The organism is Nocardioides sp. TRM66260-LWL, assembly GCF_020075545.1.
Taxonomy (GTDB): domain Bacteria; phylum Actinomycetota; class Actinomycetes; order Propionibacteriales; family Nocardioidaceae; genus Nocardioides.
The window spans coordinates 121,234-144,888 of the sequence record NZ_JAIQZK010000007.1; the positions used below are offsets into that span (position 1 = coordinate 121,234).

The following is a 23,655-nucleotide window of genomic DNA, read 5'->3' on the forward strand; positions in this document are numbered from 1 at the left end:
TCCTTACCGTTCGATGACCGACCCCCAACCAGGCCCGCTCCGGGGACCGCCCACCCCTGCGGACGACCGGCTCCCGGCCGCGATTGTCGACCGCGGACCGGCGCCTCGGCCTAGCGTCGGCCGCCCGCGCCCACGACGAAGGAGCCCCCGTGTCCCCTGCACCCCTCGCCCGTCCCGAGCTCACCGGCGTGCACGGCGTCCCGGAGAACGCGCTGAGCGAGGCCCTGCTCGCGGCACTGCCGCGGGACGTGGCGGGCGCGCCGTGGGACTGCCGGTGCTCGGCCGTCGTCTGGCTGGAGCGGGGCGGGGCCCGGGCCGCGCGCACCCTGGCGCCTGCCCTGCGCGCGGGCGCCGGCCTGGGCGTCGTCGGCGGGCTCGTCCGCTACGAGTCGACGCCCGTCGGCGCGTACGACGAGGCGCTGGCGCTCGTCGGCGGGCGCACCGGCCTGACGCCGTGGGTGTCGGTGCCGTTCATGGCCGTCGACTCCCCCGCGAGCCTGGTCGGCGGACGCACCAACTGGGCGCTGCCGAAGTCGCTGCTCGAGGTCGACGGCGTGCCGGGGAGCGCGGGCCGGGTGTCCGCCCGCGGCGTCGACGACGTGCCGCACGGCGACTGGGAGCTCGCGGCCACGGCCCGTCCGATCGGGCCGTCGGTGCCCGTGCGCACGCGCGCGGAGATGCGCCAGGTCTTCCCCGATGGCACCGTGCGCTCGTGCGCGCTGCAGGCGCAGGGCCGCGTGCGGCCCGCCCTGGTGACCGTGGAGGTGCGGGCCACCGGACGGCTGGGCGAGGTGCTGCGCAGCGGCCGTCGGCTCGGCGCGCTGGTGGAGTCGGCCGCCTTCACCCTCGGCACGCCGTCCGCCTGAGCCCGCCCTTCGGGGGCTGGGGCCGTGACGACGGCCGACCTAGGCTCGCCGACGTCCGCGACGTCGCTGGCCCCGAACGAGGAGAGCCCCTTGATCTTCATCACCGCCGTCTTCCCCGTGAAGCCCGAGCACGCCGACGACTGGCCGCAGATCAGCCGCGCCTTCACCGAGGCGTGCAACGCCGAGGACGGCTGCCTGTGGTTCTTCTGGTCGCGCTCGGTGGAGACCCCGACCGACTACGTCCTGGTCGAGGCCTTCCGCGACCAGGACGCCGCGGTCGCGCACGTGCAGTCGGAGCACTTCCGCACGGCCACGTCCGAGCTGCCCGCCTACCTCACCGCCACGCCGCGGATCGTCAACACCACCCTCGAGCAGGACGACTGGTCCGAGCTCGGCGAGATGGCGGTGCGCTGAGATGGCCCGCTCGATCGCGACGAACGAGCAGGTCGGCCTGGAGGGGCTGCTGGAGTTCGTCCGGCCGCGCCACCACATGGTGCTCCTGACGCAGCGCTCCGACGGCTCCACCCAGGCCTCGCCGGTCAGCGGCGGCGTCGACGCCGAGGGCCGCATCGTCATCGCCACCTACCCCGAGCGCGCGAAGACGCGCAACGTCCGCAAGCGGCCGCAGGCGAGCGTCGTGGTGCTCTCCGACGACTGGGACGGCGCCTGGGTGCAGGTCGACGGCGACGCCGAGGTGCTCGACGTGCCCGAGGCGCTCGACGCGTTCGTCGACTACTTCCGCTCGATCTCCGGCGAGCACCCGGACTGGGACGAGTACCGCCAGGCGATGGTCGACCAGGGCAAGTCGCTCATCCGCCTCACGCCCCGCCGGTGGGGCCCGGTGGCGACCGGCGGCTTCCCCGCACGGCTGGCCTGAGGCCCGGCCCGCGGCCCCGGCGGTCTGGACCACCGGGGCCGGCTTCGGCCGGAACCCGGGCACGGCCAAGCAGGGCTCCCTAGCCTCCGGTGCACAGGTGTCCGCTCACCGCGGACGCCGACGCCGACCCGCAGGAGCCCCGTGTCCACGCCCCCTCCCCCCGCCGTCCGACGAGGCCTGCGGGCGCTCGCCGCCCTGGCGTTCGTCGCCGCGGCCGTGGTGGCGGCGCCCGGGCTGCGTGCCGACGCCGACGCGCCCGGCCGTGCCGCCCGGGACGGGGGTGCGATCGCCCGCACGCCCGCCGCGGGCGGGGTCGTCCGGGTGGCGGACCAGCCGCTGCGCGTGGTCGTCGACGACAAGCCGGCCTACACGACCGTCTACACCGCGATCGACGACCTCGACTGGTGCGCGTCGGACTTCGCCGACCCGCTCGCCACCTGGACCTGCGCTCCGGACGACGCGCCCTACCTCGGGCTCGGCGCGCACACGCTGAGCCTGGTGTCGTACGAGGGCGAGGGCGATCCCGTCACCACCGACGTGCCGTTCACCGTGACGAGCGACTTCGACCTCGGCTCGGCACCGGTCTCGGGCGGCCCGACGACGCCCGTCGTCGTCACCGGGGCGGCCGACGCCCACGACACGGTGGCGGTGCGGCTGACGGTGCTGCGCCGGGACGCGGTCGTCGGCGCGGTGCCCTGCACGGTGACCCCCCGGGGCGACGGCGCCGGCTACGCGTGCCGCTGGGAGCCGGCGGGCATGCCCATGCCGACGCCCACGCCCACGCCCACGCCCACGCCGATGCCGACGCCGGCGAGGGTCGCGGCTCGAGCCGGCGGCCTGGCCGCAGGCCCGTACCGCCTGGTCGTGACCGAGTCGATCTTCGGCGGCGCCGTGGACATCCCGAGTCGCAGCGCCGACTACGCCGTCGCCGTGCCGCCCGTCCCCACGCCGACCCCCACGCCGACCTCCACGCCGACCCCCACGCCGACCCCCACGCCGACCCCCACCCCCGCGCCGACCACGGCGCCCACGTCGATCCCGAGCGCCACATCGAGCCCGCAGCCGGGCCCCGCGGTCGTGACCGGCGGGTCCACCCCCGCCGGCCCCGTCACCCCCGTGCTCGCACCTCCGGGCGTCGGGCCGGTCGGCTCGCCGACGCCGACCGTCCCCGCTCCGGCCAGCCCGACGCCCAGCCCGACGCCCAGCCCGACCCCTGGCTCGACTCCTGGCCCGACGCCCAGCCCGACCCCGTCGACGGCGCCCGAGCCCGGCCCGACCACCGAGGCGCTCCCGCCGGCGCCGCTGCCGTCCACCCCGCTGGACCGCACCGCGCTGATCGGCCTGCTCGTCCTCCTCGGCGTGCTGCTGCACCGCGCCGGCGGCCACGGCGCCGCCCGGGTCTCCCTGGCCGGCTGGGCCGGCCGCGCCGGCACCCCCGAGGGGACGCCGGCCGCCGCCCTGCCGGCGCTGGCCGCGCTGCTCGCCGGCCGCGACGACGGCGCGCACGAGCGCGAGGAGGCCCTGCGCGACGCCGAGGGCCCGGGCGACCGCTCCCCCAGCTGGCGCTGGCCCGGGCATCGCCGACTCGACGCCTGGAGCCTGACCGCTCCCGTGGCGTGGGCGCGGCGCAGCCCGCTCGTCGCCCGTCTCGCGGTCGACGCCGGCGTCACCCGCGCCGCGCTGGGCACCGGGGCGCTGATGCTCCCCGTGCTCGGCGCCCTGCTAGGACTGCTGGCCGCCGTCCCCGCCAGCGGCCCCAGCCTGCCGCCGGCGACCGGCTGGGTCGTGGCGCTGGTGCTCCTCTCGTGCGTCGACGCCGTCGCCGGCCTCGTCGGCTTCGCCGCCCTCGCGGTCACCGCCCTGGTCGTCGGCCCCGAGCTCGACGCCACGGCGGTGCTGCTCGTCCTGCTCGCGCTCGGCCTGGTGATCTCCGGCCTGCCGTTGATCGGCTCGGCCACCCGACCGTTCCGGCGGGCGCGCCGCGACGGCGCCGACGCGGCGATGCACCGGTGGGACCGGGTCGCGGACGCCGTCGTCGCCGCACTGCTCTGCGGCTGGGTGACCGACAAGGTGCTCGGCGCGATGGACTCCTTCGCCGGCCGGCCCACCGCGCTCGCCGCCGACGCCGGCTGGGTCGCGGTCGCCGCGATGAGCGGCATCGCGCTGCGGGTGCTCGTCGAGCACCTGACCCTGGCCGCGTACCCGCGGCGCCTGCGCGAGGTCGAGGCCGTCGAGCCGCTGCCGGCTCCCCCGCGGTGGGTCGACGCCGGCGGCGCGACGCTGAGGGTGGCGGTCTACGCCTTCATCGGCTGGGCGTTCCTCGGCGCGAGCGGCGCCTGGTGGCTCGGCAGCGGACTGGTCGCGCTCTCCGCCGCGCTCTCGCTGCTGGGGAGCTGGCGGCCGCGCCGCCGAGCCCGGGCCTGGTGGCTGCCGACCGGGCTGACGGAGGTGCTCGTCCTCATCGCCGCGTGCACCCTGCTGGTGCTCGTCGCCACCCGCGACGTCGACTCGGCACCCCGGGCGCTGGCGCTGGCGTACGTCCTGTGCGCCGTCCCCGGGCTCGTGCTGACGACGGCGGGGCTGCTGGCCTCCGAGCCGCCGGAGCGGCCGCCCGCGTGGCGCCGCGAGCTCGGGGGGCTTGCCGTCCTGGTCACGATCGTCGTGCTGGCCTGGCACGGCTGGAGCTACTGACGCGGCGACGACCGGCGGATGAACACCGCGCGCCGGGCCGTGTCCGGGGTCGACGTGACGTCCCGCGGCCCCTAGACAGGCGGGGTCGCCGGGCATCGGGCCCGGCCCGCCACCCTGGAGGACCCGTGCTCCGCACTCGGACGCAGCACCCGTCACACCGCACCGCGCGCCTCACCGCGCCCCTCGCCCTGCTCCTCGCCCTCCTCGGGCTCGTCGCCCTGCCGACGCCGGCGCACGCGGCGTCGTTCAGCGGCTCGCTGGTCGACGCCGTCAACGCCATCCCGACGACTGCCGAGGCCAACGCCGGCTACGACCGCGCGCTGTTCCCGCACTGGATCGACGCCGACGGCGACTGCCAGAGCACGCGCGCCGAGGTGCTGATCGCCGAGCGGGTCACCGACACGCCGCTCACCTACACGACCTCGGGACGGTGCACCGTCGCCACGGGGCACTGGTTGTCGTACTACGACCGCGCGTCGTGGACCAACGCCTCCGACCTCGACATCGACCACATGGTGCCGCTGGCCGAGGCCTGGGGCTCCGGCGCCAGCGGCTGGACCACCGCGCGTCGCCAGGCCTACGCCAACGACCTCGGCGACCCGCGCAGCCTCGTCGCCGTGACGGACTCGGTGAACCAGTCGAAGAGCGACCAGGACCCCGCCACCTGGCTGCCGACCTACGACAGGTGCCGGTACGTGAGCGAGTGGGTCGCGGTGAAGCTGCGCTGGGGGCTGTCGGCCGACTCCGCCGAGAAGAAGGTGCTCGGCCAGTACGCCGCCAGCTGCGGCGGCACGGTGACGGTCACCGGCGCCTGAGGCCGGCTCCTGGGTCGATCCTCGGTCAGCCCTCGATCAGCCCTCGGTCAGCCCTCGGCGAGCTCGACGTCGACCCGCAGGTCGTCGGCGAGCGCGTCGAGGGCGGCCCGCAGGCCCTCGAGGTCGGCGCCGTCCGCGGCCGTCAGCCGAGCCCGGATCTCGAAGAGCTCCCCGCCGGCCATCGGGGCGTCCAGGAGCGCCGTGGCGAGCTCGTCGATGCCCATGCCGTGCCCGGCGACCGCGGCCGACACGCGGGCGACGATGCCCGGACGGTCCGTGCCGAGCACGTGCAGGCGCAGACCCCGTCCGTCGGCCTCGGACGCGGCGTCCGTGCGCTCGACGCGCACCTGCAGGCCGGCCGCGTCGAGCGCGCGCAGGTCGGCCGTGAGCGCGTCGACGGCCGACTCCGGCACCGACACCAGCACGACGCCCGCGAAGGTGCCGGCCAGACGCACCAGCTCGCTGCGCTCCCACGAGCCACCGTGCGCCTCCACCGGGGCCGAGACGGCCGACACCAGCCCGGGACGATCGCGACCGATGACGGTGAGCACGAGCGTGGTCATGGCCCGCACGCTAGCGGGCCGCAGCGGTCAGCCGTAGTGGCAGACGTAGCCCAGCGTCTCGAGGACCTCGATCTCGAAGGACGCCTCGCCGGGCACGGAGAACGACTCGCCGGCACCGTGCTCGGCCCACGTGTCCGCGCCCGGGAGCAGCACCCGGCACCGGCCCGAGCCGAGGTCCATGACCTCCGGCTCGCCGGTGCCGAACGTGTAGGTGCCGGGCAGGATGACGCCCGCGCTCTTCCGCGCGCCGTCGGCGGTGTGGAAGGTGTGGCTCACGCAGCGGCCGTCGAAGTAGACGTTCGGGCGGACGTCCAGGGTCACGTTCTCGTAGGTGTGGCTCACGGCCGGAGCGTAGCGGCGTCCCTCAGGCCGTGCGCGGGGGTCGGCCGTCCGCGGACGCGGGCGGGAGCGGCGCCAGGAACGGCAGCAGCGGCTCGCGCCGCATCCGCCCCGGCAGCGCCGAGATGCCGACGAGCGCGAGGAAGCCGCTGATCGTCTTGTCGGCGAGCGAGGCGATGAGGTTCGAGAACCCGATGGCCACCACCAGGGCGCTGCCGAGGTCGCGGAGGGTGTCGACGATGGCGTCCTCGCCGTGGCCGACCGACCCACCGAAGACGAGCACGAGGATCGGCACGGCGACGAGGGTGCAGGCGAGCGCGACCGCCACGTTCAGGGCCAGGAAGCGCGGCAGCGTGCGCCCGAGCCCGCGGCGCACGCCGTAGCCCCAGACGAGGGCGCCGGCCACGTTGACCAGCGCGAACGGCACGGAGTCCCATCCGCTCGGCACGACGCCGACGAGGTTGGTGGCCAGGCCCACCGCCGCCCCGCGCCACGGGCCGAGCGCCAGGGCCGCCAGCGCCGTGCCGATCATGTCCAGGTACAGCGGCAGCTGGAGCACGTCGACGACCACCCGGCCGAGCAGGTTGACCGCGACACAGGCGAGCATCAGCAGCAGCACCGAGCCGGTCGTGGGGCCGGTGGCGACCGTCGCGACCGTGGCAGCCGCCGAGCCCGCGGTCTCCGCAGGGAGCGGCTCGGAGGAGGCCTCCGGGACGGCCTCGGGCTCCTGCCCGGCCTCGGGCGTCGCGTCGTGCACCTGCTGCGCGCCCTGCGCCTCGGCGATCCAGCCGTCGACGTCCGCGGGGTCGACCCCGAGCACCAGCGCGATGTCGCGCACCAGCGGCAGGCTCACCCGAGCGCGTCCGGGCCGGAAGCAGTCGAAGACGGTCGAGCGCGCCACGCGGGCGGCGTCGCTGCTGAGGCCCCGTGCGGCACGCAGCAACGTGACACGGCGGGCGATCTCGGCGTACGACGGCTCGCCGTCGGCCACGCGGAGCAGCTGGAGACGCGCGGCCAGGCCGTCCCACCGTCCGCCCTGCACGGGCGGGTCGTCCTGCATGGTCATGACCATTCTCCTGCCGTCGAGATCGTCCGAGCGCGCTCCCTCCGGCTGTGACAACGAGCACTCCGAGCCGGGGCTAGGCAGGTCCAGACCAGCTGTCCGGGATCGTCCGGCGTCGTCCGGCGTCGTCCGGCGTCGTCTGGCGACGAGCCGGTCAGCCCGCCGAGGCTGTGGCCAGCTTCACCGCGAAGCCGAGGAACGCCAGGCCGACGACGGACGTGCCGCCGGCCGCGAGACGACGCCGGCGCCCGAAGGCCGACGCCAGCCGGTGACCGCCCACGATCAGCGCGGTGAGGTAGACGGCACTGGCCAGCTCGGCGAAGGCGCCGAGGACGAGGAAGGACAGCCACGGGCGCGGGTAGGCCGGGTCGACGAACTGCACGAAGAACGCGATGAAGAACAGGATCGCCTTCGGGTTCAGCAGGCTGATGACCAGCGCCCGGCGGTAGAGCCGCCCGGGGCGGGCCGCGACGGCGGACCCGGTGTCGGCGACGGCCTCCGCCTCAGCCCCCGAGGCCGCCTCGCCCGTCGGCGCCGAGATTCGCTCGCGGAGCATGCCGAGCGCGGCGCGCAGCAGGCCGACCGCCAGCCACGCCAGGTAGCCGGCCCCGAGGTACTTGACGACGTCGAAGGCGTACGGGTTCGCCTGCAGCAGGGAGGCGACCCCGCCGGCCGAGAGCGCCATCAGCACGGCGTCGCCGGTGAACACGCCGGCCGCGGCCGCGTAGCCGCGGCCGATGCCCTGACGGGCCGCCACGGTGAGCACGTACATCGAGTTCGGCCCGGGCAGCAGGATGATCAGCACGAGCCCGACCAGGTAGGTCGGCAGGTCGACGACTCCCCACACGGGCCGCATGGTCCCATGCGGGCGGGCGCACGACGGCCGGTTCCGACTCCGCGGCCGGTTCCGACTCGGCGGCCCGGTTCCGCGCCGTAGCCTGGCCGGGTGCTCTCGGACGCTCGGACGCCGCTCGGCCTCGGCCTCGCCGCGGCGCTGGTGGCGATCGGCGGGATCGCGGCCCGTGCCGCCGCCCCGGACCCGTCCGCCGACTCGGCCGGGCCGGCCGCCGGCGCGCGTCCCGCGGTCGCCCTGAGCGCCGCCACGCCCGCCCGCGATCCCGAGGTCGCCGCGCGCCCACTGGCCGGTCGCGTCGTCGTGCTCGACCCCGGCCACCAGCTCGGCAACCGGCACTTCCCGCGGCAGATCGCCCGGCCCGTGCCCGCGGGCGGCTTCACCAAGCCCTGCAACACCACCGGCACCGCCACCGACGGCGGGTATCCGGAGGCGACGCTGACCTGGTCGGTCGCCCGGCGGCTCGAGCGGCGGCTCGAGGCGCTCGGCGCCCGGGTGGTGCTGACCCGCACGTCCAACCGCGACGACCGGTGGGGGCCCTGCGTCGACGCCCGCGGGCGGGCCGGCGCCGCAGCGCACGCGGACCTGACCGTCAGCCTGCACGGCGACGGCTCGACGCAGCGCGGCGCGCACGGGTTCCACGTCATCGTGCCGCCCTCCCGCGCGCCCTGGACCGACGACATCGCCGCGCCGTCGCGGCGCCTCGGCCTCGACCTGCGCGCCGCCCTGCACGGGGCGGGGCTGCCGTACGCCACCTACGTCGCGGGCGGCGACGGGCTCGACGTGCGCTCCGACCTGGCCACCCTCAACCTCTCCGACGTGCCCGTGGCGATGGTCGAGCTCGGCAACATGCGCTCGCGGGTCGACGCCGCGCGGATGACCGACGCCCGAGGCCGCGACGGCTACGCCGCCGCCCTCGCCGCGGGGATCCGCACGTTCCTCGGGCGACGCTGACCGGCGTCCGCGCCCCGTCCGGACCCTCGTCCCGACCCTCGACCCGACCCCCACCTGAGCCTCGGCTGAGCGCTCGGCGAACGCCGGGCGAACACTCGCCGACCGGAGCGTCGGATTGCCGCGAGGAGCGCCGGCCGGGCCGTGCGCGTGCCTACCTTCTGCGCATGAGTGAGTCGGCGCTCGCGCCGTCCTGGGAGGAGCGGCCCCTCGTCCGGCCGCACGTCGACGCCGGAGTCGCCGTGGCGGCGTCCGGCCGCTGGGCGTCCCCGTGGTTCCCGCCGGACTCGGTGCCGGTACTCGACGGCCCGGTCGACGCGCAGCTGCGCGGCGACCTGCTGACCGTCCTGCGCCACCTCGGGTCCGCCGACCCGGCGACGCAGCTCGCGGACGCGACCCGGGTCGCGGCGAGCCGCGGAGCGACCGCCCTGGCCTGGACGACCGGGCCCGGCGCGTCCGACGACGACGTGGCGGCGCTGCTGGCCGAGCGCGGCGCGCGGATCGCCTCGACGGCCGAGGTGATGGCGCGGACGCTCCCGCTCGCCGACGTCGGGCCGGGGCGGACCGTCGCCGGCCTCGAGATCGTCGAGGTGGCCACGGCCCGGCACCTGGCCGATCTCGAGCTGGTCAACGCCGAGGTGTGGGGGCACGGGCTCTCCGACAGCGTCGCCCTCGCCTGCCGCCTCGAGGCCGGCACCGCCGGCCTCTTCGTCGCCTACCTCGACGGTCGCGCCGTCGGCACCGCGGCCCTCGCGCTCCCCTCGACGCCGGACGACGGCGTCGTCCGGCTGGGGCGCGCCGGCGTGCTCGCGGAGCACCGGGGCGGCGGGGTCTACGGCGCGCTGGTGCGTCATCGGCTCGGCGCCGCCGAGCGCGCCGGAGCGCGGATCGCCGTCGCCCATGCGCGGCCGACGTCGGCGCCGATCCTGGGGCGACTCGGGTTCGCCGCGTTCGGCGTGCGGACGACGTGGCGACTGCCGATCGCCTGACGCCACGTCGATCGATCTTTCCGGCCACCTTGGCCTCGGCCCGTGCCGCGCCGGCCGCGCGGGCCTTGGTGGCCGGGGTCACGTCCCCTACCGTCGAGGGTGACCCGCCTCACACGGAGCGCGCCAGGCAGCAGGAGGTCCGGATGGCCCAGCGAGAGTCCTTCGACTACGTGGTGGTGGGGGCCGGCAGCGCCGGCGCCGTCATCGCCGCACGGCTCACGGAGGACCCGCGCGTCCGGGTGCTGCTGCTCGAGGCCGGCGGCCCGGCGGACGCCGACGAGATCACCGTCCCGGCCGCCTTCGCGAACCTCTTCCGCACCAAGTGGGACTGGGGCTACCGCACGACCGAGCAGAAGCAGCTCGAGGGCCGGCGCGCGGACTGGCCGCGGATGAAGGCGCTCGGCGGCTGCTCGTCGATGAACGCGATGATCTACATCCGGGGCAACCACGCCGACTACGACACCTGGCGCGACGCCTACGGGGCGACCGGCTGGGGTCACGACGACGTGCTGCCCTACTTCGTGCGCTCCGAGGGCAACACCCGGCTCGGCGGACCCTGGCACGGGCAGCACGGCCCGCTGCACGTCGAGGACCGCCGCTACACCCACCCGCTGACGCACCTGTGGGTCGAGTCGGCGGTGGCGTCGGGGCTCAAGCGCAGCGACGACTTCAACGGCGCCGAGCAGGAGGGCGCCGGGCTCTACCAGGTGACGTGCCGCAAGGGACGCCGCTGGTCGACCGCCAAGGCCTACCTCGAGCCGGCTCTCGACCGGCCGAACCTGACGGTGCGCACCGGCGCGCTGGCGCACCGCGTGGTGATCGAGGGCGGGCGGGCCACGGGCGTCGTCTACGAGCGCGCGGGCGTGCTCGAGACCGTCCACGCCGAGGCCGAGGTCGTGCTCTCGGGTGGTGCGATCGCGTCGCCCCAGCTGCTGCTGCTCAGCGGCGTGGGCCCCGGCGCGCACCTGCGCGAGGTGGGCGTCGACGTGCTCGTCGACCTGCCGGGCGTGGGCCAGAACCTGCACGACCACCCGGTCGTGCCGCTGGTCTTCCGCACCCGCGGCGTCAGCGACCTGCTCAACCACAACAACGTCGGGCAGTTCCTGCGGGCCAAGGCCACCGGCACCGGTCCGCTGGTCTCGAACGTCGGCGAGGGTGGCGGCTTCTGGCGCACCCGGGACGACCTGGTGGCTCCCGACATCCAGGCGCACGTCGCGCCGACCGGCTTCTACGACAACGGCCTGCACGAGCCGACGCAGCGGGCGTTCACCGCGGCGCCGACCCTGGTGAACGTGTTCAGCCGGGGCAGCGTGCGGCTGCGCTCGACCGATCCCCACTGGCATCCCGAGATCGACGCCGCCTACTACGACGACCAGGCCGACCTCGACGCGATGGTCGCCGGCGTGCGCCGCTCGCTGGAGATCGTCTCCTCCGGTCCGCTCGCCTCGGTGATCGACGGTCCGCTGCTGCCGACGATGCGCGGCTGGGGCACCGGCGACGCGCCCAGCGACGCCCAGATCGTCGATCACGTGCGGCAGCACACCCAGACGCTCTACCACCCGGTCGGCACCTGCGCGATGGGCGGCGACGAGCGCGCCGTCGTCGACCCGCAGCTGCGGGTGCGCGGCGTCGAGGGCCTGCGGGTGGCCGACGCCAGCGTCATGCCGATGGTCACCCGCGGCAACACCAACGCCCCCTCGATCATGATCGGCGAGAAGGCCGCCGACCTGCTCACCGGAAAGGCCTCCTGATGACCACCACCGCCGACGCCCCCACCACCGCCGAGGCCGAGCGTCCGGCCACCTTCGACTCGATCGACCCGCGCACCGGCGACGTCGTGGGCACGCATCCCGTGCACTCCCCCGCCGACGTCGAGGCCGCCGTCGCCCGCGCCCGCGCGTCGGCCGACTGGTGGGCCGGCCTCGGCTTCGACGGTCGCCGCGAGATCCTCGACCAGTGGCGCGGCGTGCTCGCCCGGCGGCTCGCGCAGCTCGTCGACGTGGTGCACCGCGAGACCGGCAAGCCGCACGGCGACGCGCAGCTCGAGGCCGTCCTGGCGATCGACCACCTGAGCTGGGTCGGCTCGCACGCGGAGAAGGTGCTGGGGCGCAAGCGCGTCGGCGCCGGCCTGCTGCTGGCCAACCAGGCGGCGTCGGTGGAGTACCTGCCGCTCGGCGTCGTCGGCGTCATCGGACCGTGGAACTACCCGGTCTTCACGCCGATGGGCTCGATCGCCTACGCGCTCGCCGCCGGCAACACCGTCGTCTTCAAGCCCAGCGAGCACACGCCCGGGGTCGGCCTCTGGCTGGCGGAGAGCCTGCGCGAGGTGGTGCCGCATCGTGACCTCCTCCAGGTGGTCACCGGCTTCGGGGAGACGGGCGGCGCGCTGTGCCGCGCCGACGTCGACAAGATCGCCTTCACCGGCTCGACCGCGACCGGCAAGCGGGTCATGGCGGCGTGCGCGGAGAACCTCACGCCGGTCGTCATCGAGGCCGGCGGCAAGGACGCGATGCTCGTCGACGAGGACGCCGACGTCGAGGCCGCCGCCGACGCCGCCGCCTGGGGCGCGTTCGCGAACGCGGGTCAGACCTGCACCGGCATCGAGCGGGTCTACGTGCACGCCGCCGTGCACGACCGGTTCGTCGAGGCGCTCTCGCGGCGCGCCCGCAGCGTCCGGTCGGGCACCGACGCCGACGCCCAGATCGGCCCGATGACGATGCCCTCCCAGGTCGACGTCGTGCGCCGGCACATCTCCGACGCGCTCGCACGCGGCGGCCGCGCGGTCGTCGGCGGCGAGGACGCCGTGCAGGGTCGCGTGATCCAGCCGACCGTGCTCGTCGACGTGCCCGAGGACTCCGAGGCCGTGTGCGAGGAGACCTTCGGGCCCACCGTCACGGTGCGCAAGGTGGCCTCGATGGAGGAGGCCGTGCGGCTCACCAACGCCGGCAAGTACGGCCTCGGCTCCTCGATCTACTCCGCCGCGCGCGGCGAGGAGCTCGCCCGGCGCCTGCGCACCGGCATGACCGCGATCAACTCGGTCATCTCCTTCGCCGCCGTGCCCGGACTCCCCTTCGGCGGGGTCGGCGACTCGGGCTTCGGACGCATCCACGGCCCCGACGGGCTGCGGGAGTTCACCTACGCCAAGGCGATCACCCGCACCCGGTTCAAGGCACCGCTCAACCTGACGACCTTCGACCGCACCGCGGCCCAGGACGCCCAGGTCGCGACGCTCACCGCCGTGCTGCACGGACGTGCCACCCAGCTGCCGCGACTGCGGCGGGGGCGCCGCGCCTGAGGGTCTCGACCGCCGCCGGGGACGGCCGCTCCCGTGACGCGTGCCGGCGTCCGGTGGGCGTGGTGATGCGGATGGTGTGGGGTGTGCCGGTTGCCCATGCGTCGGGTGGCTCGGGTGGGTCGTGGTGCCAGCCTGGTTCTTCCTTGACCTGGTTGCAGGTGATGCAGAGGCCTTGGGCGTTGGCGTAGGAGGTGGGTCCGCCGTCGGCGTGGCGGCGGACGTGGTCGAGGTGCCGGATGGGTGCGTTGCAGTAGGGGGTGCGGCACCAGCGGTCGCGCAGGGTGATGAGCTCGGCGAGGCAGGGTGGGAAGTTGCGGGAGCGGGAGTCCATCGCGACCAGCGCTCCGGTGTCGGGGTGGGCGAAGAGCCGCTTGACGGCGACCTTCTGGCCGGCGTCGAGGGCGGAGCGGATCCAGCGGCGAGCGAGCTCGGCAGGCAGGCCGTCGAGACAGACGGTGCCGGACGGGTCGACCAGCGTCGCGACGCCGTCGGACCCAGCGTCGTGGCCCTGGCCCGGGGAGCGGACGAGGTCGTCGGCGGCCACCACGAGCCGCAGTTGCACCGGCTCGGGCAGTTCGTTCGTGGCGGAATCACGTCCGGTGAGCCGGGCGACGAGGAGGTCGGCCATGACCGCGGACTCCGAGTCCGCGCTGCCGGTCTCCCCGGCCGCGACCGCTGACGTGGCGGCGGCCTTGAGTGCGGCCAGGCAGGCGACGCCGTCGCGGATCGGGAGCGCGGCGTGGAGGTGGACCAGGTGGTCGCGTCCGGGCCGTAGCGTGACGCGGCGTCCGCCTTCGGCGTGCCGGATCTGGGCCACGACGCCGGCGGGATCCAGGCGCGCGGCGTGGGCACGGACGACGGAGGAGAGCTCGCGGTCGCCCAGCCGTGCGGCGTGGTCGGGGTCGCCGCACACGGCGGCGTCGATCACCTGCCGGTGCTCCAGGGACAGCATGGCGGTACCCGTGACGACCATGCGGGCCCGCTCCAGCGGCAGCCGTCCGGGCCGACAGGCCGCCCACATCGCGGGCACCTCGACAGGCAGCACCAGCGCCAACGACACGAACGCCCGCCCCTGGTGCGGGGAGATCCGCCGCGCCAGTGCGACCTCCGCGCCCACCGAGGCCCGCAGCCGCGACAAGCGGGTCAGCTGCTCGTCCCGCGACAGCGTTCGCCGAGCAGGACGCTCCGCCTCCCGCACCTGCACCAGAGCCGCAGCAAGCCGCACCTGCCGCGCCCGCAGGGCGTTCACCGCGTCCTCCAGCAGACCGATCTCCTCCACCAGCCCCGCCGCGTCAGGCGGCAACGACCGCCCGGCCACCGTGGCCGGCAGCCGCTGAAGCATGCCGAGATCGAACACGTGTGCGATTCTATGCGGAATGCCGGAAGAATGGAACCAGGAAATCCACCGCGAATGCATCCGGGGACATTTCCACAGGCGGTGGAAATAGGTGCCGGAATCAGCCCTGTGGACGAGGAGCGGCCCGCTCCCCCCACGTCCGGCACGCGCTCCCCGAGTCGTCCGATCGGTCAGACCGGCGCGATTCCGCCACGTCCGACGCCGCGAGCGTGGAGCATCGCCGGATGCTCTCGGCTCTCGTCTCGTGGCGTGTCGAACCGGAGGTCAACCGCGCCTACGTCTGGCTCACCGACGGGACGGTGATCGGGCACCGCGACCTCGACACCGGGCTCGACCACCCCTCCGCGCCGGAGCACGCGGCCCTGCTCGCCGCCATCGCGTCGCGCTGGGTGGTCGACAGCGGCGCGCCGGGCGTCGATCGACCGCGCCCGCCCGTCGCCCCCGACCTCACCGGCGTGAGCCGCGTGCGCCGGCTGCGGCGTCGGCGGCTCGCCCAGGAGCACCTCCGGCGACTCGAGCGGTACCGCTCGTGGGACGCGGACCGGCAGCCGTGGCGGATCGCGATCGACCCGCCGCACGGCGGGTGGCGCGATCTCGTCCGCAACGAGCCCGGCGCGACGCTGTGGCAGCACGCCGCCGAGCTCGGCCGCGGCGCGTGGGGCGGGCGTGCGCCCGCAGCCGTCGGCAGCTGGCAGGCCGGGGCCCTGGGCGAGGAGTCCGTGGCAGAGCAGCTGCTCCTGCTCGCGCGCACCGGCCCCTGGCGGTACGTGCACTCCGTGCCGGTCGGCTCGCGCGGCGCCGACATCGACCACGTCCTGGTCGGCCCGGCGGGAGTGCTCACGCTCAACACGAAGTCCCATCCCGGCCGGAGCATCTGGTTCAGCGCGACGACCTTCCGCGTCGACGGCCACGACGAGCCATACCTGCGCAACGCCCGCCACGAGGCGGCCCGCGCGTCCCGACTGCTGGGCCGTGCCGTGGGCGCGCCGATGTCGGTGCACCCGGTGATCGTCCTCGTGCGCCCGCGGTCCATCACCGCCCGCAATCCGCCGCGCGACGTCAGCGTCATGGCCGAGCACGACCTCGTGCGCTGGCTCGCGCACGCGCCGCGCCACCTCTCCGAGCCGCAGATCGACGCGCTGTTCGCCGCGATCCGCCGATCGACGACCTGGAGCGGGACCGGGCCGGGTCTCCCGGAGCGGCATCCGCCTGCATAATGGGAATGATTCCCAACAAGGAGGCCCCGTGAGTCATCCCCGCCCGATCAGGACCCCGCTCGCCGTCGTCACCGGCGTCGATCCCCACGCCCAGGACGTCGCCCTGCTGGCGCTGACCTCGGACCTGCCCGGCGTCGTCGCCGTCCGCCATCGTCTCGATCCCGACGCCCAGGTGCTGACGCGGACCGTCAGCGACGCCACCGGGGTGCTCGAGGAGGCCCACGTGCAGCTCGCGCACGCCTGCGTCGCCTGCGCGGTGCGCGAGGACGTCATCCCGACGCTGCTGCGCCTGGCCGGCGAGCGGCGGTGGAGCGCCGTCGTCGCCTGCCTGCCCGTCGGCGCTGAGGCCGGCCCGCTCGCCCACGCGCTCGGCACCGACCCCGACCTCGCCCGCCACCTGCGACTGAGCAGCGTCCTCGCCGCCGTCGGCGACGCGGTCGACGGCCTGCTCGGCGACGACCTCCTGCACGAGCGCGGCCGCCACACGGGGCCGGACGACCGACGCGGGGTCGCCGAGGTGGCCTGCGCCCAGGTCGAGAGCGCCGACCACGTCGTGCTCGTCGAGGGCGCCGGCGACGACGTGGCCGAGCTGTGCCGCGGCCTCGCCCGCCCCGGCGCCCTCGTCCTGCGCGGCGCGGCGCAGGTGGACGCGGCCGCCGTGCTGCGGCACCGCCACCGGCTCTCGGTGGCGGCGGCCTGGTGCTCCCCCGGACCCGAGCCCGACGCCTACCCGGCCCTGCCGCCGGTGAGCGCCGGCAGCCGGTGCTGGCGCCTGGACCTCCGGTCCGACCGCGCCTTCCATCCCGAGCGGCTGCTCGACCACGTCGACCGGCTCGGCGGCGGCGCGTTCCGCTCCCGCGGCTCCTTCTGGCTGCCCACCCGCCCGCACCACCGTCTGGAGTGGGCCGGCGCCGGCGGCCAGCTGAGCATCGGGACCCACTCGTCCTGGGGTGGCCGCTCGCCGCACACCCGCCTCGTCCTGACCGGGCTCGGCGCGCTCCCGCCGCACCTGGTGGCGGCCTTCGAGCACCTGCTGCTCACCCCGTCGGAGGCTCGCGCCGGACGCACTCCGTGGCGCGTGGACGAGGACGGCTTCGAGCCGTGGCTCGGCGAGGTGCGTGACGTCGCCTGACGCGGCGCGACACGCCCGAGCCGAGGCGACCACAAGATCTGGGGGTTACATCCGTGTCATTCACCAGATATGGTCGCTGACGCAGCTGGTTCGGCGTCCCAACCCGGGGACGTCGTGGCAACAGGGAACCCGGTGGAAGACCGGGACTGCCCCGCAGCGGTGAGTGGGAACGACCGCCGTCAACAGCACTGGGCCCTCCGGGCCTGGGAAGCGACGGCCAGTAGGTGCCGAGAGGCGCGCCCGCGAGTCCGAAGACCTGCCAGCGCACCGCGTCCGACCGGACGCGGTGGTCCGAGGCCGCGTGGGACGGCCGCACGACACCGGTGACGTCCTCGTCCGCTCGCGCCCTCGCAGGCCCGACGCGGTCGCTGCGCACTGCCGTCGTCGCGTCCCTCCGCGCTCCTCGGACCCCGAGACCGCACTCGCGAGGAGAGGGACATGACGGTCACCGCAGCACCACCCACCCCGACCGGCACCAGCGCCGGAACCACAGCCGGCACCACCAGGACCCCCATGCAGGTCCGCAAGCGCAACGGCGACGCCGAGCCGGTCGACGTCACGAAGATCGTCCGGGCCATCGACCGCGTCGCCGGCGACCTGGACGACGTCGACCCGATGCGCGTCGCCACCCGCACGATCAACGGGCTCTACGACGGCGCCACCACCGCCGAGCTCGACCGGCTCTCGATCCAGACGGCCGCCGAGATGATCGGCGAGGAGCCGCAGTACAGCCGCCTGGCGGCGCGGCTGCTCGCCGGCTACCTCGACAAGGAGGTGCGCCAGCAGGGCGTCGCGTCGTTCAGCCAGTCGATCGCGCTCGGCCACGCCGAGGGCCTGATCGGCGACGACACCGCGCGGTTCGTCAAGGACAACGCCCGCAAGCTCGACGTCGCGATCGACCCCGACGCCGACCGCCGCTTCGAGTACTTCGGCCTGCGCACGGTCTACGACCGCTACCTGCTGCGCCACCCCACGGCGCGGCTGGTGATCGAGACGCCGCAGTACTTCCTGCTGCGGGTCGCCTGCGGCCTGGCGCAGAACCCGGCCGAGGCGATCGGCTTCTACCGGCTGATGAGCAGCCTGGCGTACCTGCCGAGCAGTCCGACGCTGTTCAACTCCGGCACGCGGCACACGCAGATGTCCTCGTGCTACCTCGTCGACTCGCCGCGCGACGAGCTCGACTCGATCTACGCCCGCTACGCCCAGGTGGCGCGACTCTCGAAGTTCGCCGGCGGCATCGGCCTCGGCTTCTCCCGGGTGCGCTCGCGCGGTGCGCTGATCCGCGGCACCAACGGCCAGTCCAACGGCATCGTCCCGTTCCTGCGCACCCTGGACGCCTCGGTGGCCGCGGTCAACCAGGGCGGCCGACGCAAGGGCGCGGCCTGCGTCTACCTCGAGCCGTGGCACCCCGACGTCGAGGAGTTCCTCGAGCTGCGCGACAACACCGGCGAGGACGCGCGGCGCACCCACAACCTCAACCTCGCGCACTGGATCCCCGACGAGTTCATGCGCCGCGTCGAGGCCGACGAGCCGTGGTCGCTGATCGACCCCGACCAGGCACCCGAGCTGCCCGACCTGTGGGGCGAGGCGTTCGACACCGCCTACCGCGCCGCCGAGGCCGAGGGACGCTACGTGCGGCAGGTGCCGGCCCGCGAGCTGTACGCGCGGATGATGCGCACGCTCGCGCAGACCGGCAACGGCTGGATGACCTTCAAGGACGCCAGCAACCGCACCTGCAACCAGACCTCGGACGCCCCGGGCGGGCCGGTGGTGCACCTGTCGAACCTGTGCACGGAGATCATCGAGGTCTCCTCCGACACCGAGACCGCGGTGTGCAACCTCGGGTCGATCAACCTCGCCCAGCACCTGCGCACCGACCCCGCCGGGGGCCGCGTCGAGGTCGACTGGGAGCGCCTGCGCGCCACCGTCCGCACCGCGGTGCCGCTGCTCGACCGGGTCATCGACGTCAACCACTACCCGAGCGAGGAGGCAGCGCGCTCCAACCCGCGCTGGCGGCCCGTCGGGCTCGGGCTGATGGGGCTGCAGGACGTGCTCTTCGCGCTGCGCCTGCCCTTCGACTCCGAGGAGGCCCGCGAGCTCTCGACCCGGCTGCAGGAGGAGATCTACCTGACCGCGCTCGAGGTGAGCTGCGAGCTGGCCGAGCGGCACGGCCCGCACCCGGCGTACCCGCAGACCCGGGCCGCGGGCGGCGTCCTGCAGCCCGACCTGTGGCCGGGCACGGTGCCCACGCAGACCGAGCGGTGGACGGCGCTGCGCGCGCGGGTCGCCGAGCACGGCCTGCGCAACGCGCTGCTCGTCGCGATCGCCCCCACGGCCACCATCGCGAGCATCGCGGGCTGCTACGAGTGCATCGAGCCGCAGGTGTCGAACCTGTTCAAGCGCGAGACGCTCTCCGGGGAGTTCCTGCAGGTCAACGGGGCCCTGGTGCGCGAGCTCAAGGCGCGCGGCCTGTGGACCCCCGCCGTGCGCGAGCGGATCAAGCGCGCCGAGGGCTCGGTGCAGGAGATCGCCGAGCTGCCCGAGGACGTCCGGCTGCTGTTCCGCACCGCGTGGGAGCTGCCGCAGAAGGCGCTCATCGACCTCGCCGCGGCTCGCTCGCCCTACATCGACCAGAGCCAGTCGCTGAACCTGTTCATCGCCGGCCCGACGATCGGGAAGCTCTCCTCGATGTACCGCTACGCGTGGCGCAGCGGCCTCAAGACCACCTACTACCTGCGCTCGCGGCCCGCGACGCGCATCCAGCAGACGACGGTCGCGGTCACGCCCGCCTCCGAGCCCCCCGTCCAGACCGTCCAGAACGTCCAGACCGTCCCCACCGTCCCCGCCAGCGAGGCCGACGCGATCGCGTGCTCGCTGGAGAACCCCGAGACCTGCGAGGCCTGCCAGTGACCACCCTGACCGAAACCCCCGACACCCCCGTCCGGAGCAGCGCCGACACCCGGATGCTCCTCGACCCGGGCATGAACCTCACCCTGCGCCCGATGCGCTACCCGCACTTCTACGACCGCTACCGCGACGCCATCAAGAACACCTGGACGGTCGAGGAGGTCGACCTGCACTCCGACCTCGCCGACCTGCAGCGCCTCTCCGAGGCCGAGCGACACCTGGTCTCGCGGCTCGTGGCGTTCTTCGCCACCGGCGACACCATCGTCGCCAACAACCTCGTGCTGAACCTGTACCAGCACGTCAACTCCCCCGAGGGCCGGCTCTACCTGAGCCGCCAGCTCTTCGAGGAGGCCGTGCACGTGCAGTTCTACCTGACGCTGCTCGACACCTACGTGCCCGACGAGGAGGAGCGGCGCCAGGCGTTCGCGGCGGTCGACAACATCCCCTCGATCAAGCACAAGGCCGACTTCTGCTTCCGCTGGATCGACTCGCTCTTCGACGTCCGCGAGCTGCGCACGCGCGAGGACCGGCGCGCGTTCCTGCTCAACCTGATCTGCTTCGCGGCGGTGATCGAGGGGCTGTTCTTCTACGGGGCGTTCGCCTACGTCTACTTCCTGCGCTCGCGCGGCCTGCTCAACGGCCTCGCGTCCGGCACGAACTGGGTGTTCCGCGACGAGTCGATGCACATGGCCTTCGCCTTCGACGTCGTCGACACCGTGCGCGCGGAGGAGCCCGACCTCTTCGACGGCGAGCTCGCCGAGCAGGTGCGCACGATGCTGCGCGAGGGCGTCGACGCCGAGGCGCAGTTCGCCGACGACCTGCTCGGGCAGGGCGTCGCCGGGCTCTCCCCCGCCGACATGCGCGGCTACCTGGAGTACGTCGCCGACCGACGGATGGAGCGCCTGGGCCTCCCGCCGATCTACGGCACCGCGAACCCGCTGGCGTTCATGGAGCTGCAGGACGTCCAGGAGCTCTCGAACTTCTTCGAGCGCCGGGTCTCGGCGTACCAGGTCGGGGTCACCGGCTCGGTGGGGTTCGACGAGGAGTTCTGAGCCCCACCGAGCCGGACCGCGGTCGGCGGTCGAGTCGGCGGTCGGGTCAGCGGGCGGGCGTCGCGGGGATCCGCAGCGTCCGCCCGCAGCCGGCCAGCTCGACGACGGCCTCGACGTCGGAGGTCGCCCGCACGGCGGCGTCGCAGGTGAGCCCCGCACGACGCACGTCGACGACCGCCGCGCGCAGGTTCGTCAGCGTCAGCACCAGGGCGTCGCGAGCCACGACCCGCGGCGCGGCGCCGAAGCGCTGCCCCTCGGTGACGTAGGGCAGCGGCTCCTGGCCGCCGACGAGCACCCCGGCGCCGGGGATCGCAGCCACGACCGGCGGATCGCCCGCCGTGGTCGCGAGGCTGCGGGCGTCGACGGTGCCCGGGCGAGTGCCGTCCGCGGTCCGCAGTCCGCTCAGCCACCACGCGTGGTCGGCCCGGATATCGCCGAACCGGGTGTCCTCGCTCGGGTCGACCACGTAGGTGACGTGCTTCGGGTCCTTCGGCACCAGGTGGCGGCCGAGGAACGCGACGCCGGGCCCGTACTCGTCGTTGGCGGCGAGGGTGAGGTGGTCGGCGGCCGGGAACGTCCACTGCTCGAACCGGACGCCCGCGGCCTGCAGCCCGGCGACGGCGTCGCGCTGGGTGCGGAGGTTGACCAGCTCGTCGGCCCCGGCGTTCCAGGCCATGATCGGGTTGTTGCGCAGCGAGGCCAGCTGGTCGCCCACGCTCCCGGGCGCGCCGACCACCGAGAACCCGCGCCCGAAGAGGTCGGGCCAGCGGGCGAGCATCCGGTAGGTGCTGAAGCCGCCCATCGAGTAGCCGGTCATCGCGGTCCAGCGCGGGTCGAGGCGGTGGTGACGACGCACGTCGGCCCAGGTCTCGAAGAGGTCGGCCTCCGCGGCGCCGGCGCTGAAGCCGTCCGGTCCGCGGCCGCCGGGCGTCACGACGATCGAGCCGCCGTCGCGCTCGCCGAGCTGGCGCTGGTTGCGGGTGCCGAGGTACTGGTTGTAGTTCGCCGAGAGCGAGTGCGGCATGATCGTCAGCCCCCATCCGGCCTTCGGACGGCGTCCGGTGGGCACGTACAGGCCGTACGACTGCAGGCGCCCGACGACGCTGCCGCGGCAGTCCTTCGCCGGGGCGGCCGCGCCGACCGCGAGGGCGCCGCCGGCCAGCGAGAAGCAGACGGTGGAGGGGTCGAGGCCCTCGCCGAACCCGAAGCGGCTGGAGAGGATCCGGTCCATCGGGCCGGTGCGCGGCACCCGCCGGTCGTCACGCACACGATCGCGCAGCCGGCCGAAGTCGACCTCGGCGGAGAACGGCGAGACGTCGCCCAGGGCCAGCTGCAGCGCCTGCTGACGCTCCCGCCAGAAGGCGCTGGTGGCCGCGGCGCCCGCCGCGGTGTCGACGATGGTCGCGCCGGCGATCAGCGGCAGCGGCTCGTCCGGACGGGGTCCGACGTTCACCAGCGCCGCCCCCACCGGGCTGCCGCCGCCCGGCGTCGTCGCCGTGGCGGGGGTGGGCGCGGGCGCCAGGTAGCGGTCGGCGGCGGTGTCCCACAGTCCGACGCCGATCGTCGTCCGGACGACCCGACGGGCGGGATCCCACGCGGCGCGCGGGATGCGGACCGTCACCTGGTTGCGTGCGAGGTCGACCCCGACGGTCGGACGCGGCGTCAGCTCCGTGCCGTCCGCGTCTCGCAGCTCGGCGGTGCGTCCGTGCCAGGTGAGGAACAGCGAGGCCGGCGAGCTGACGCCCGCCCCGTGCGGCCAGGCGACCTGCGTTCCCGGCGTCCCGCCGAAGGCGACCGTGAACGCCGTCCGCTCGGGCGCCCTGAGCGTGTTGAGGGTGACGCGCAGGTCGGTGCTGCGCGCGGTCGGACGGATGCGGTATTCGACGAGGTCGGCGCCGTTGCCCGCGCACGCCGGGTCGGTCGGGTAGGTGTAGCTGCCGAACGCGGGCGAGAACGTGTGGCTCACGGTGTCGTAGGGCGACGTCGGGTCGGGCACGCCACGGGCGCCGTGGTCGTCCTGCAGCCAGTCCTGGTAGAGCCACTCGCCGTCGCGGTACGCCTCGGCACCCGAGATCAGGATCGGATCGGCCTCCCACTCCCCACGGTTCTGCAGCTGCGGCGCGACGACGGGCTTCGCGTACAGCAACGCCGGACCGGGACGCGGGCTCGACGTCGCGCTGCTGCGGGGGGTGGCGGACGCGTCGGCAGCGACGGCTGCGTCGGCCGGGGTCGACGCGGACGGCAGGGCGAGCGCGGGCAGCAGCAGCGCCAGCGCGGGGAGGGTCCTGGTGATCACGGGGGGTGAACGACCAGGACGTGACGACGGTTACGCCGAGGGGCACGGGTCTCGGCGGTCGAGCGCGCCGGTGGTCGAGCGGCTTCGGTCGTCGAGCGGCTTCGGTGGTCGAGCTTGTCGAGACCCCCGCACCCGAACACCGGCGGTCGGCTCACCGCATGTCGGTGGTCGCCGTGGCGGTCATGGCACTCGGTGGTCGCTCGCCGTCTCGGTACAGCGGGTGTTCCCCGTCCGCCGTCGCCGGCTGCCGCCATTGCCTCTCTCAGTTGTCTTCGGCTGAGGTCTTCACAACCTCGTCTGATCTGGGGATAGCCACTTCTCTTCGAACGCGTGTTCGCATAGAATCAAGCCATGCCCTCTCGGACCCCACGGCTGCTGCGCGACAGCGACGC

At 74.9% G+C, this 23,655-nt stretch carries 19 protein-coding genes and 1 riboswitch; of the genes, 13 read left to right on the forward strand and 6 right to left on the reverse strand.

Annotated features, from left to right (window positions below; genetic code table 11):
• The first annotated feature begins 149 nt into the window (after nt 1–149).
• The 5 genes from K8Z61_RS15710 (at nt 150) to K8Z61_RS15730 (ending at nt 5,249) form a co-directional block, all read left to right on the forward strand.
• The gene (locus tag K8Z61_RS15710; protein ID WP_224130883.1) at nt 150–866 is read left to right on the forward strand and encodes a hypothetical protein; all 717 of its coding nucleotides are present in this window, start codon (nt 150–152) and stop codon (nt 864–866) included.
• A gap of 90 nt (nt 867–956) precedes the next feature.
• Entirely contained in the window at nt 957–1,280 is a 324-nt protein-coding gene (locus K8Z61_RS15715) for a putative quinol monooxygenase (protein ID WP_224130885.1), read from the forward strand.
• Between the two features lies 1 nt (nt 1,281).
• Entirely contained in the window at nt 1,282–1,743 is a 462-nt protein-coding gene (locus K8Z61_RS15720) for a PPOX class F420-dependent oxidoreductase (RefSeq protein ID WP_224130886.1), read from the forward strand.
• Between the two features lie 141 nt (nt 1,744–1,884).
• Nucleotides 1,885–4,434 (forward strand): hypothetical protein, encoded by a 2,550-nt coding sequence (locus K8Z61_RS19070; RefSeq protein WP_263431179.1) that lies wholly within the window; start codon nt 1,885–1,887, stop codon nt 4,432–4,434.
• A gap of 125 nt (nt 4,435–4,559) precedes the next feature.
• The gene (locus K8Z61_RS15730) at nt 4,560–5,249 is read left to right on the forward strand and encodes an HNH endonuclease family protein (protein WP_224130888.1); all 690 of its coding nucleotides are present in this window, start codon (nt 4,560–4,562) and stop codon (nt 5,247–5,249) included.
• A gap of 47 nt (nt 5,250–5,296) precedes the next feature.
• On the opposite strand, the gene K8Z61_RS15735 is transcribed toward K8Z61_RS15730, so the two are convergent.
• The 4 genes from K8Z61_RS15735 to leuE form a co-directional block, all read right to left on the reverse strand.
• On the reverse strand, nt 5,297–5,812 hold the full coding sequence (locus tag K8Z61_RS15735; protein WP_224130889.1) for a glycine cleavage system protein R: 516 nt from the start codon (nt 5,810–5,812) through the stop codon (nt 5,297–5,299).
• Nucleotides 5,813–5,839: 27 nt separating this feature from the next.
• Nucleotides 5,840–6,154, reverse strand: a complete 315-nt coding sequence (locus K8Z61_RS15740) for a pyrimidine/purine nucleoside phosphorylase (protein WP_224130890.1) — start codon at nt 6,152–6,154, stop codon at nt 5,840–5,842.
• Between the two features lie 22 nt (nt 6,155–6,176).
• Entirely contained in the window at nt 6,177–7,217 is a 1,041-nt protein-coding gene (locus tag K8Z61_RS15745) for an ECF transporter S component (RefSeq protein ID WP_224130892.1), read from the reverse strand.
• A 151-nt stretch (nt 7,218–7,368) separates the two neighbouring features.
• Nucleotides 7,369–8,061 (reverse strand): leucine efflux protein LeuE, encoded by a 693-nt coding sequence (gene leuE, locus K8Z61_RS15750; protein WP_224130894.1) that lies wholly within the window; start codon nt 8,059–8,061, stop codon nt 7,369–7,371.
• A 99-nt stretch (nt 8,062–8,160) separates the two neighbouring features.
• Here leuE and K8Z61_RS15755 point away from each other — a divergent pair, with 99 nt between their 5' ends.
• The 4 genes from K8Z61_RS15755 (at nt 8,161) to K8Z61_RS15770 (ending at nt 13,302) form a co-directional block, all read left to right on the forward strand.
• Nucleotides 8,161–9,021 (forward strand): N-acetylmuramoyl-L-alanine amidase, encoded by an 861-nt coding sequence (locus tag K8Z61_RS15755; protein ID WP_224130895.1) that lies wholly within the window; start codon nt 8,161–8,163, stop codon nt 9,019–9,021.
• A 164-nt stretch (nt 9,022–9,185) separates the two neighbouring features.
• The gene (locus K8Z61_RS15760; protein WP_224130896.1) at nt 9,186–10,007 is read left to right on the forward strand and encodes a GNAT family N-acetyltransferase; all 822 of its coding nucleotides are present in this window, start codon (nt 9,186–9,188) and stop codon (nt 10,005–10,007) included.
• A 143-nt stretch (nt 10,008–10,150) separates the two neighbouring features.
• Entirely contained in the window at nt 10,151–11,758 is a 1,608-nt protein-coding gene (locus K8Z61_RS15765) for a GMC family oxidoreductase (protein WP_224130898.1), read from the forward strand.
• Nucleotides 11,758–13,302, forward strand: coding sequence for an aldehyde dehydrogenase family protein (locus tag K8Z61_RS15770; protein ID WP_224130899.1), 1,545 nt, complete (start codon nt 11,758–11,760; stop codon nt 13,300–13,302). Before K8Z61_RS15765 ends, K8Z61_RS15770 begins: the two co-directional genes overlap by 1 nt.
• Here K8Z61_RS15770 and K8Z61_RS15775 read toward each other — a convergent pair.
• The gene (locus K8Z61_RS15775) at nt 13,238–14,659 is read right to left on the reverse strand and encodes an HNH endonuclease (RefSeq protein WP_224130900.1); all 1,422 of its coding nucleotides are present in this window, start codon (nt 14,657–14,659) and stop codon (nt 13,238–13,240) included. The two genes, K8Z61_RS15770 and K8Z61_RS15775, sit on opposite strands and share 65 nt — an antisense overlap.
• 224 nt (nt 14,660–14,883) lie before the next feature.
• Here K8Z61_RS15775 and K8Z61_RS15780 point away from each other — a divergent pair, with 224 nt between their 5' ends.
• From K8Z61_RS15780 to K8Z61_RS15795, 4 genes are all read left to right on the forward strand, one after another.
• Nucleotides 14,884–15,876: a nuclease-related domain-containing protein gene (locus K8Z61_RS15780; protein ID WP_224130901.1), complete on the forward strand. Its 993-nt coding sequence runs from the start codon at nt 14,884–14,886 to the stop codon at nt 15,874–15,876.
• Between the two features lie 28 nt (nt 15,877–15,904).
• Nucleotides 15,905–17,008 (forward strand): GTP-binding protein, encoded by a 1,104-nt coding sequence (locus tag K8Z61_RS19395; RefSeq protein ID WP_224130902.1) that lies wholly within the window; start codon nt 15,905–15,907, stop codon nt 17,006–17,008.
• A gap of 69 nt (nt 17,009–17,077) precedes the next feature.
• Nucleotides 17,078–17,287, forward strand: a riboswitch (cobalamin riboswitch).
• Nucleotides 17,288–17,446: 159 nt separating this feature from the next.
• Nucleotides 17,447–19,918 (forward strand): ribonucleoside-diphosphate reductase subunit alpha, encoded by a 2,472-nt coding sequence (locus K8Z61_RS15790; protein ID WP_224130903.1) that lies wholly within the window; start codon nt 17,447–17,449, stop codon nt 19,916–19,918.
• On the forward strand, nt 19,915–20,967 hold the full coding sequence (locus K8Z61_RS15795; RefSeq protein ID WP_224130904.1) for a ribonucleotide-diphosphate reductase subunit beta: 1,053 nt from the start codon (nt 19,915–19,917) through the stop codon (nt 20,965–20,967). Before K8Z61_RS15790 ends, K8Z61_RS15795 begins: the two co-directional genes overlap by 4 nt.
• 46 nt (nt 20,968–21,013) lie before the next feature.
• On the opposite strand, the gene K8Z61_RS15800 is transcribed toward K8Z61_RS15795, so the two are convergent.
• Nucleotides 21,014–23,263, reverse strand: a complete 2,250-nt coding sequence (locus K8Z61_RS15800) for a hypothetical protein (protein WP_224130905.1) — start codon at nt 23,261–23,263, stop codon at nt 21,014–21,016.
• Nucleotides 23,264–23,655 lie beyond the last annotated feature (392 nt).

Excerpts from the sequence above, each read along its gene's own strand:
- K8Z61_RS15720 (WP_224130886.1), top strand. The coding sequence starts at position 1,282 with ATGGCCCGCTCGATCGCGACGAACGAGCAGGTCGGCCTGGAGGGGCTG.
- K8Z61_RS15735 (WP_224130889.1), bottom strand. The coding sequence starts at position 5,812 with ATGACCACGCTCGTGCTCACCGTCATCGGTCGCGATCGTCCCGGGCTG.
- K8Z61_RS15745 (WP_224130892.1), bottom strand. The coding sequence starts at position 7,217 with ATGACCATGCAGGACGACCCGCCCGTGCAGGGCGGACGGTGGGACGGC.
- K8Z61_RS15760 (WP_224130896.1), top strand. The coding sequence starts at position 9,186 with ATGAGTGAGTCGGCGCTCGCGCCGTCCTGGGAGGAGCGGCCCCTCGTC.
- K8Z61_RS15765 (WP_224130898.1), top strand. The coding sequence starts at position 10,151 with ATGGCCCAGCGAGAGTCCTTCGACTACGTGGTGGTGGGGGCCGGCAGC.
- K8Z61_RS15770 (WP_224130899.1), top strand. The coding sequence starts at position 11,758 with ATGACCACCACCGCCGACGCCCCCACCACCGCCGAGGCCGAGCGTCCG.
- K8Z61_RS15780 (WP_224130901.1), top strand. The coding sequence starts at position 14,884 with ATGCTCTCGGCTCTCGTCTCGTGGCGTGTCGAACCGGAGGTCAACCGC.
- K8Z61_RS15790 (WP_224130903.1), top strand. The coding sequence starts at position 17,447 with ATGACGGTCACCGCAGCACCACCCACCCCGACCGGCACCAGCGCCGGA.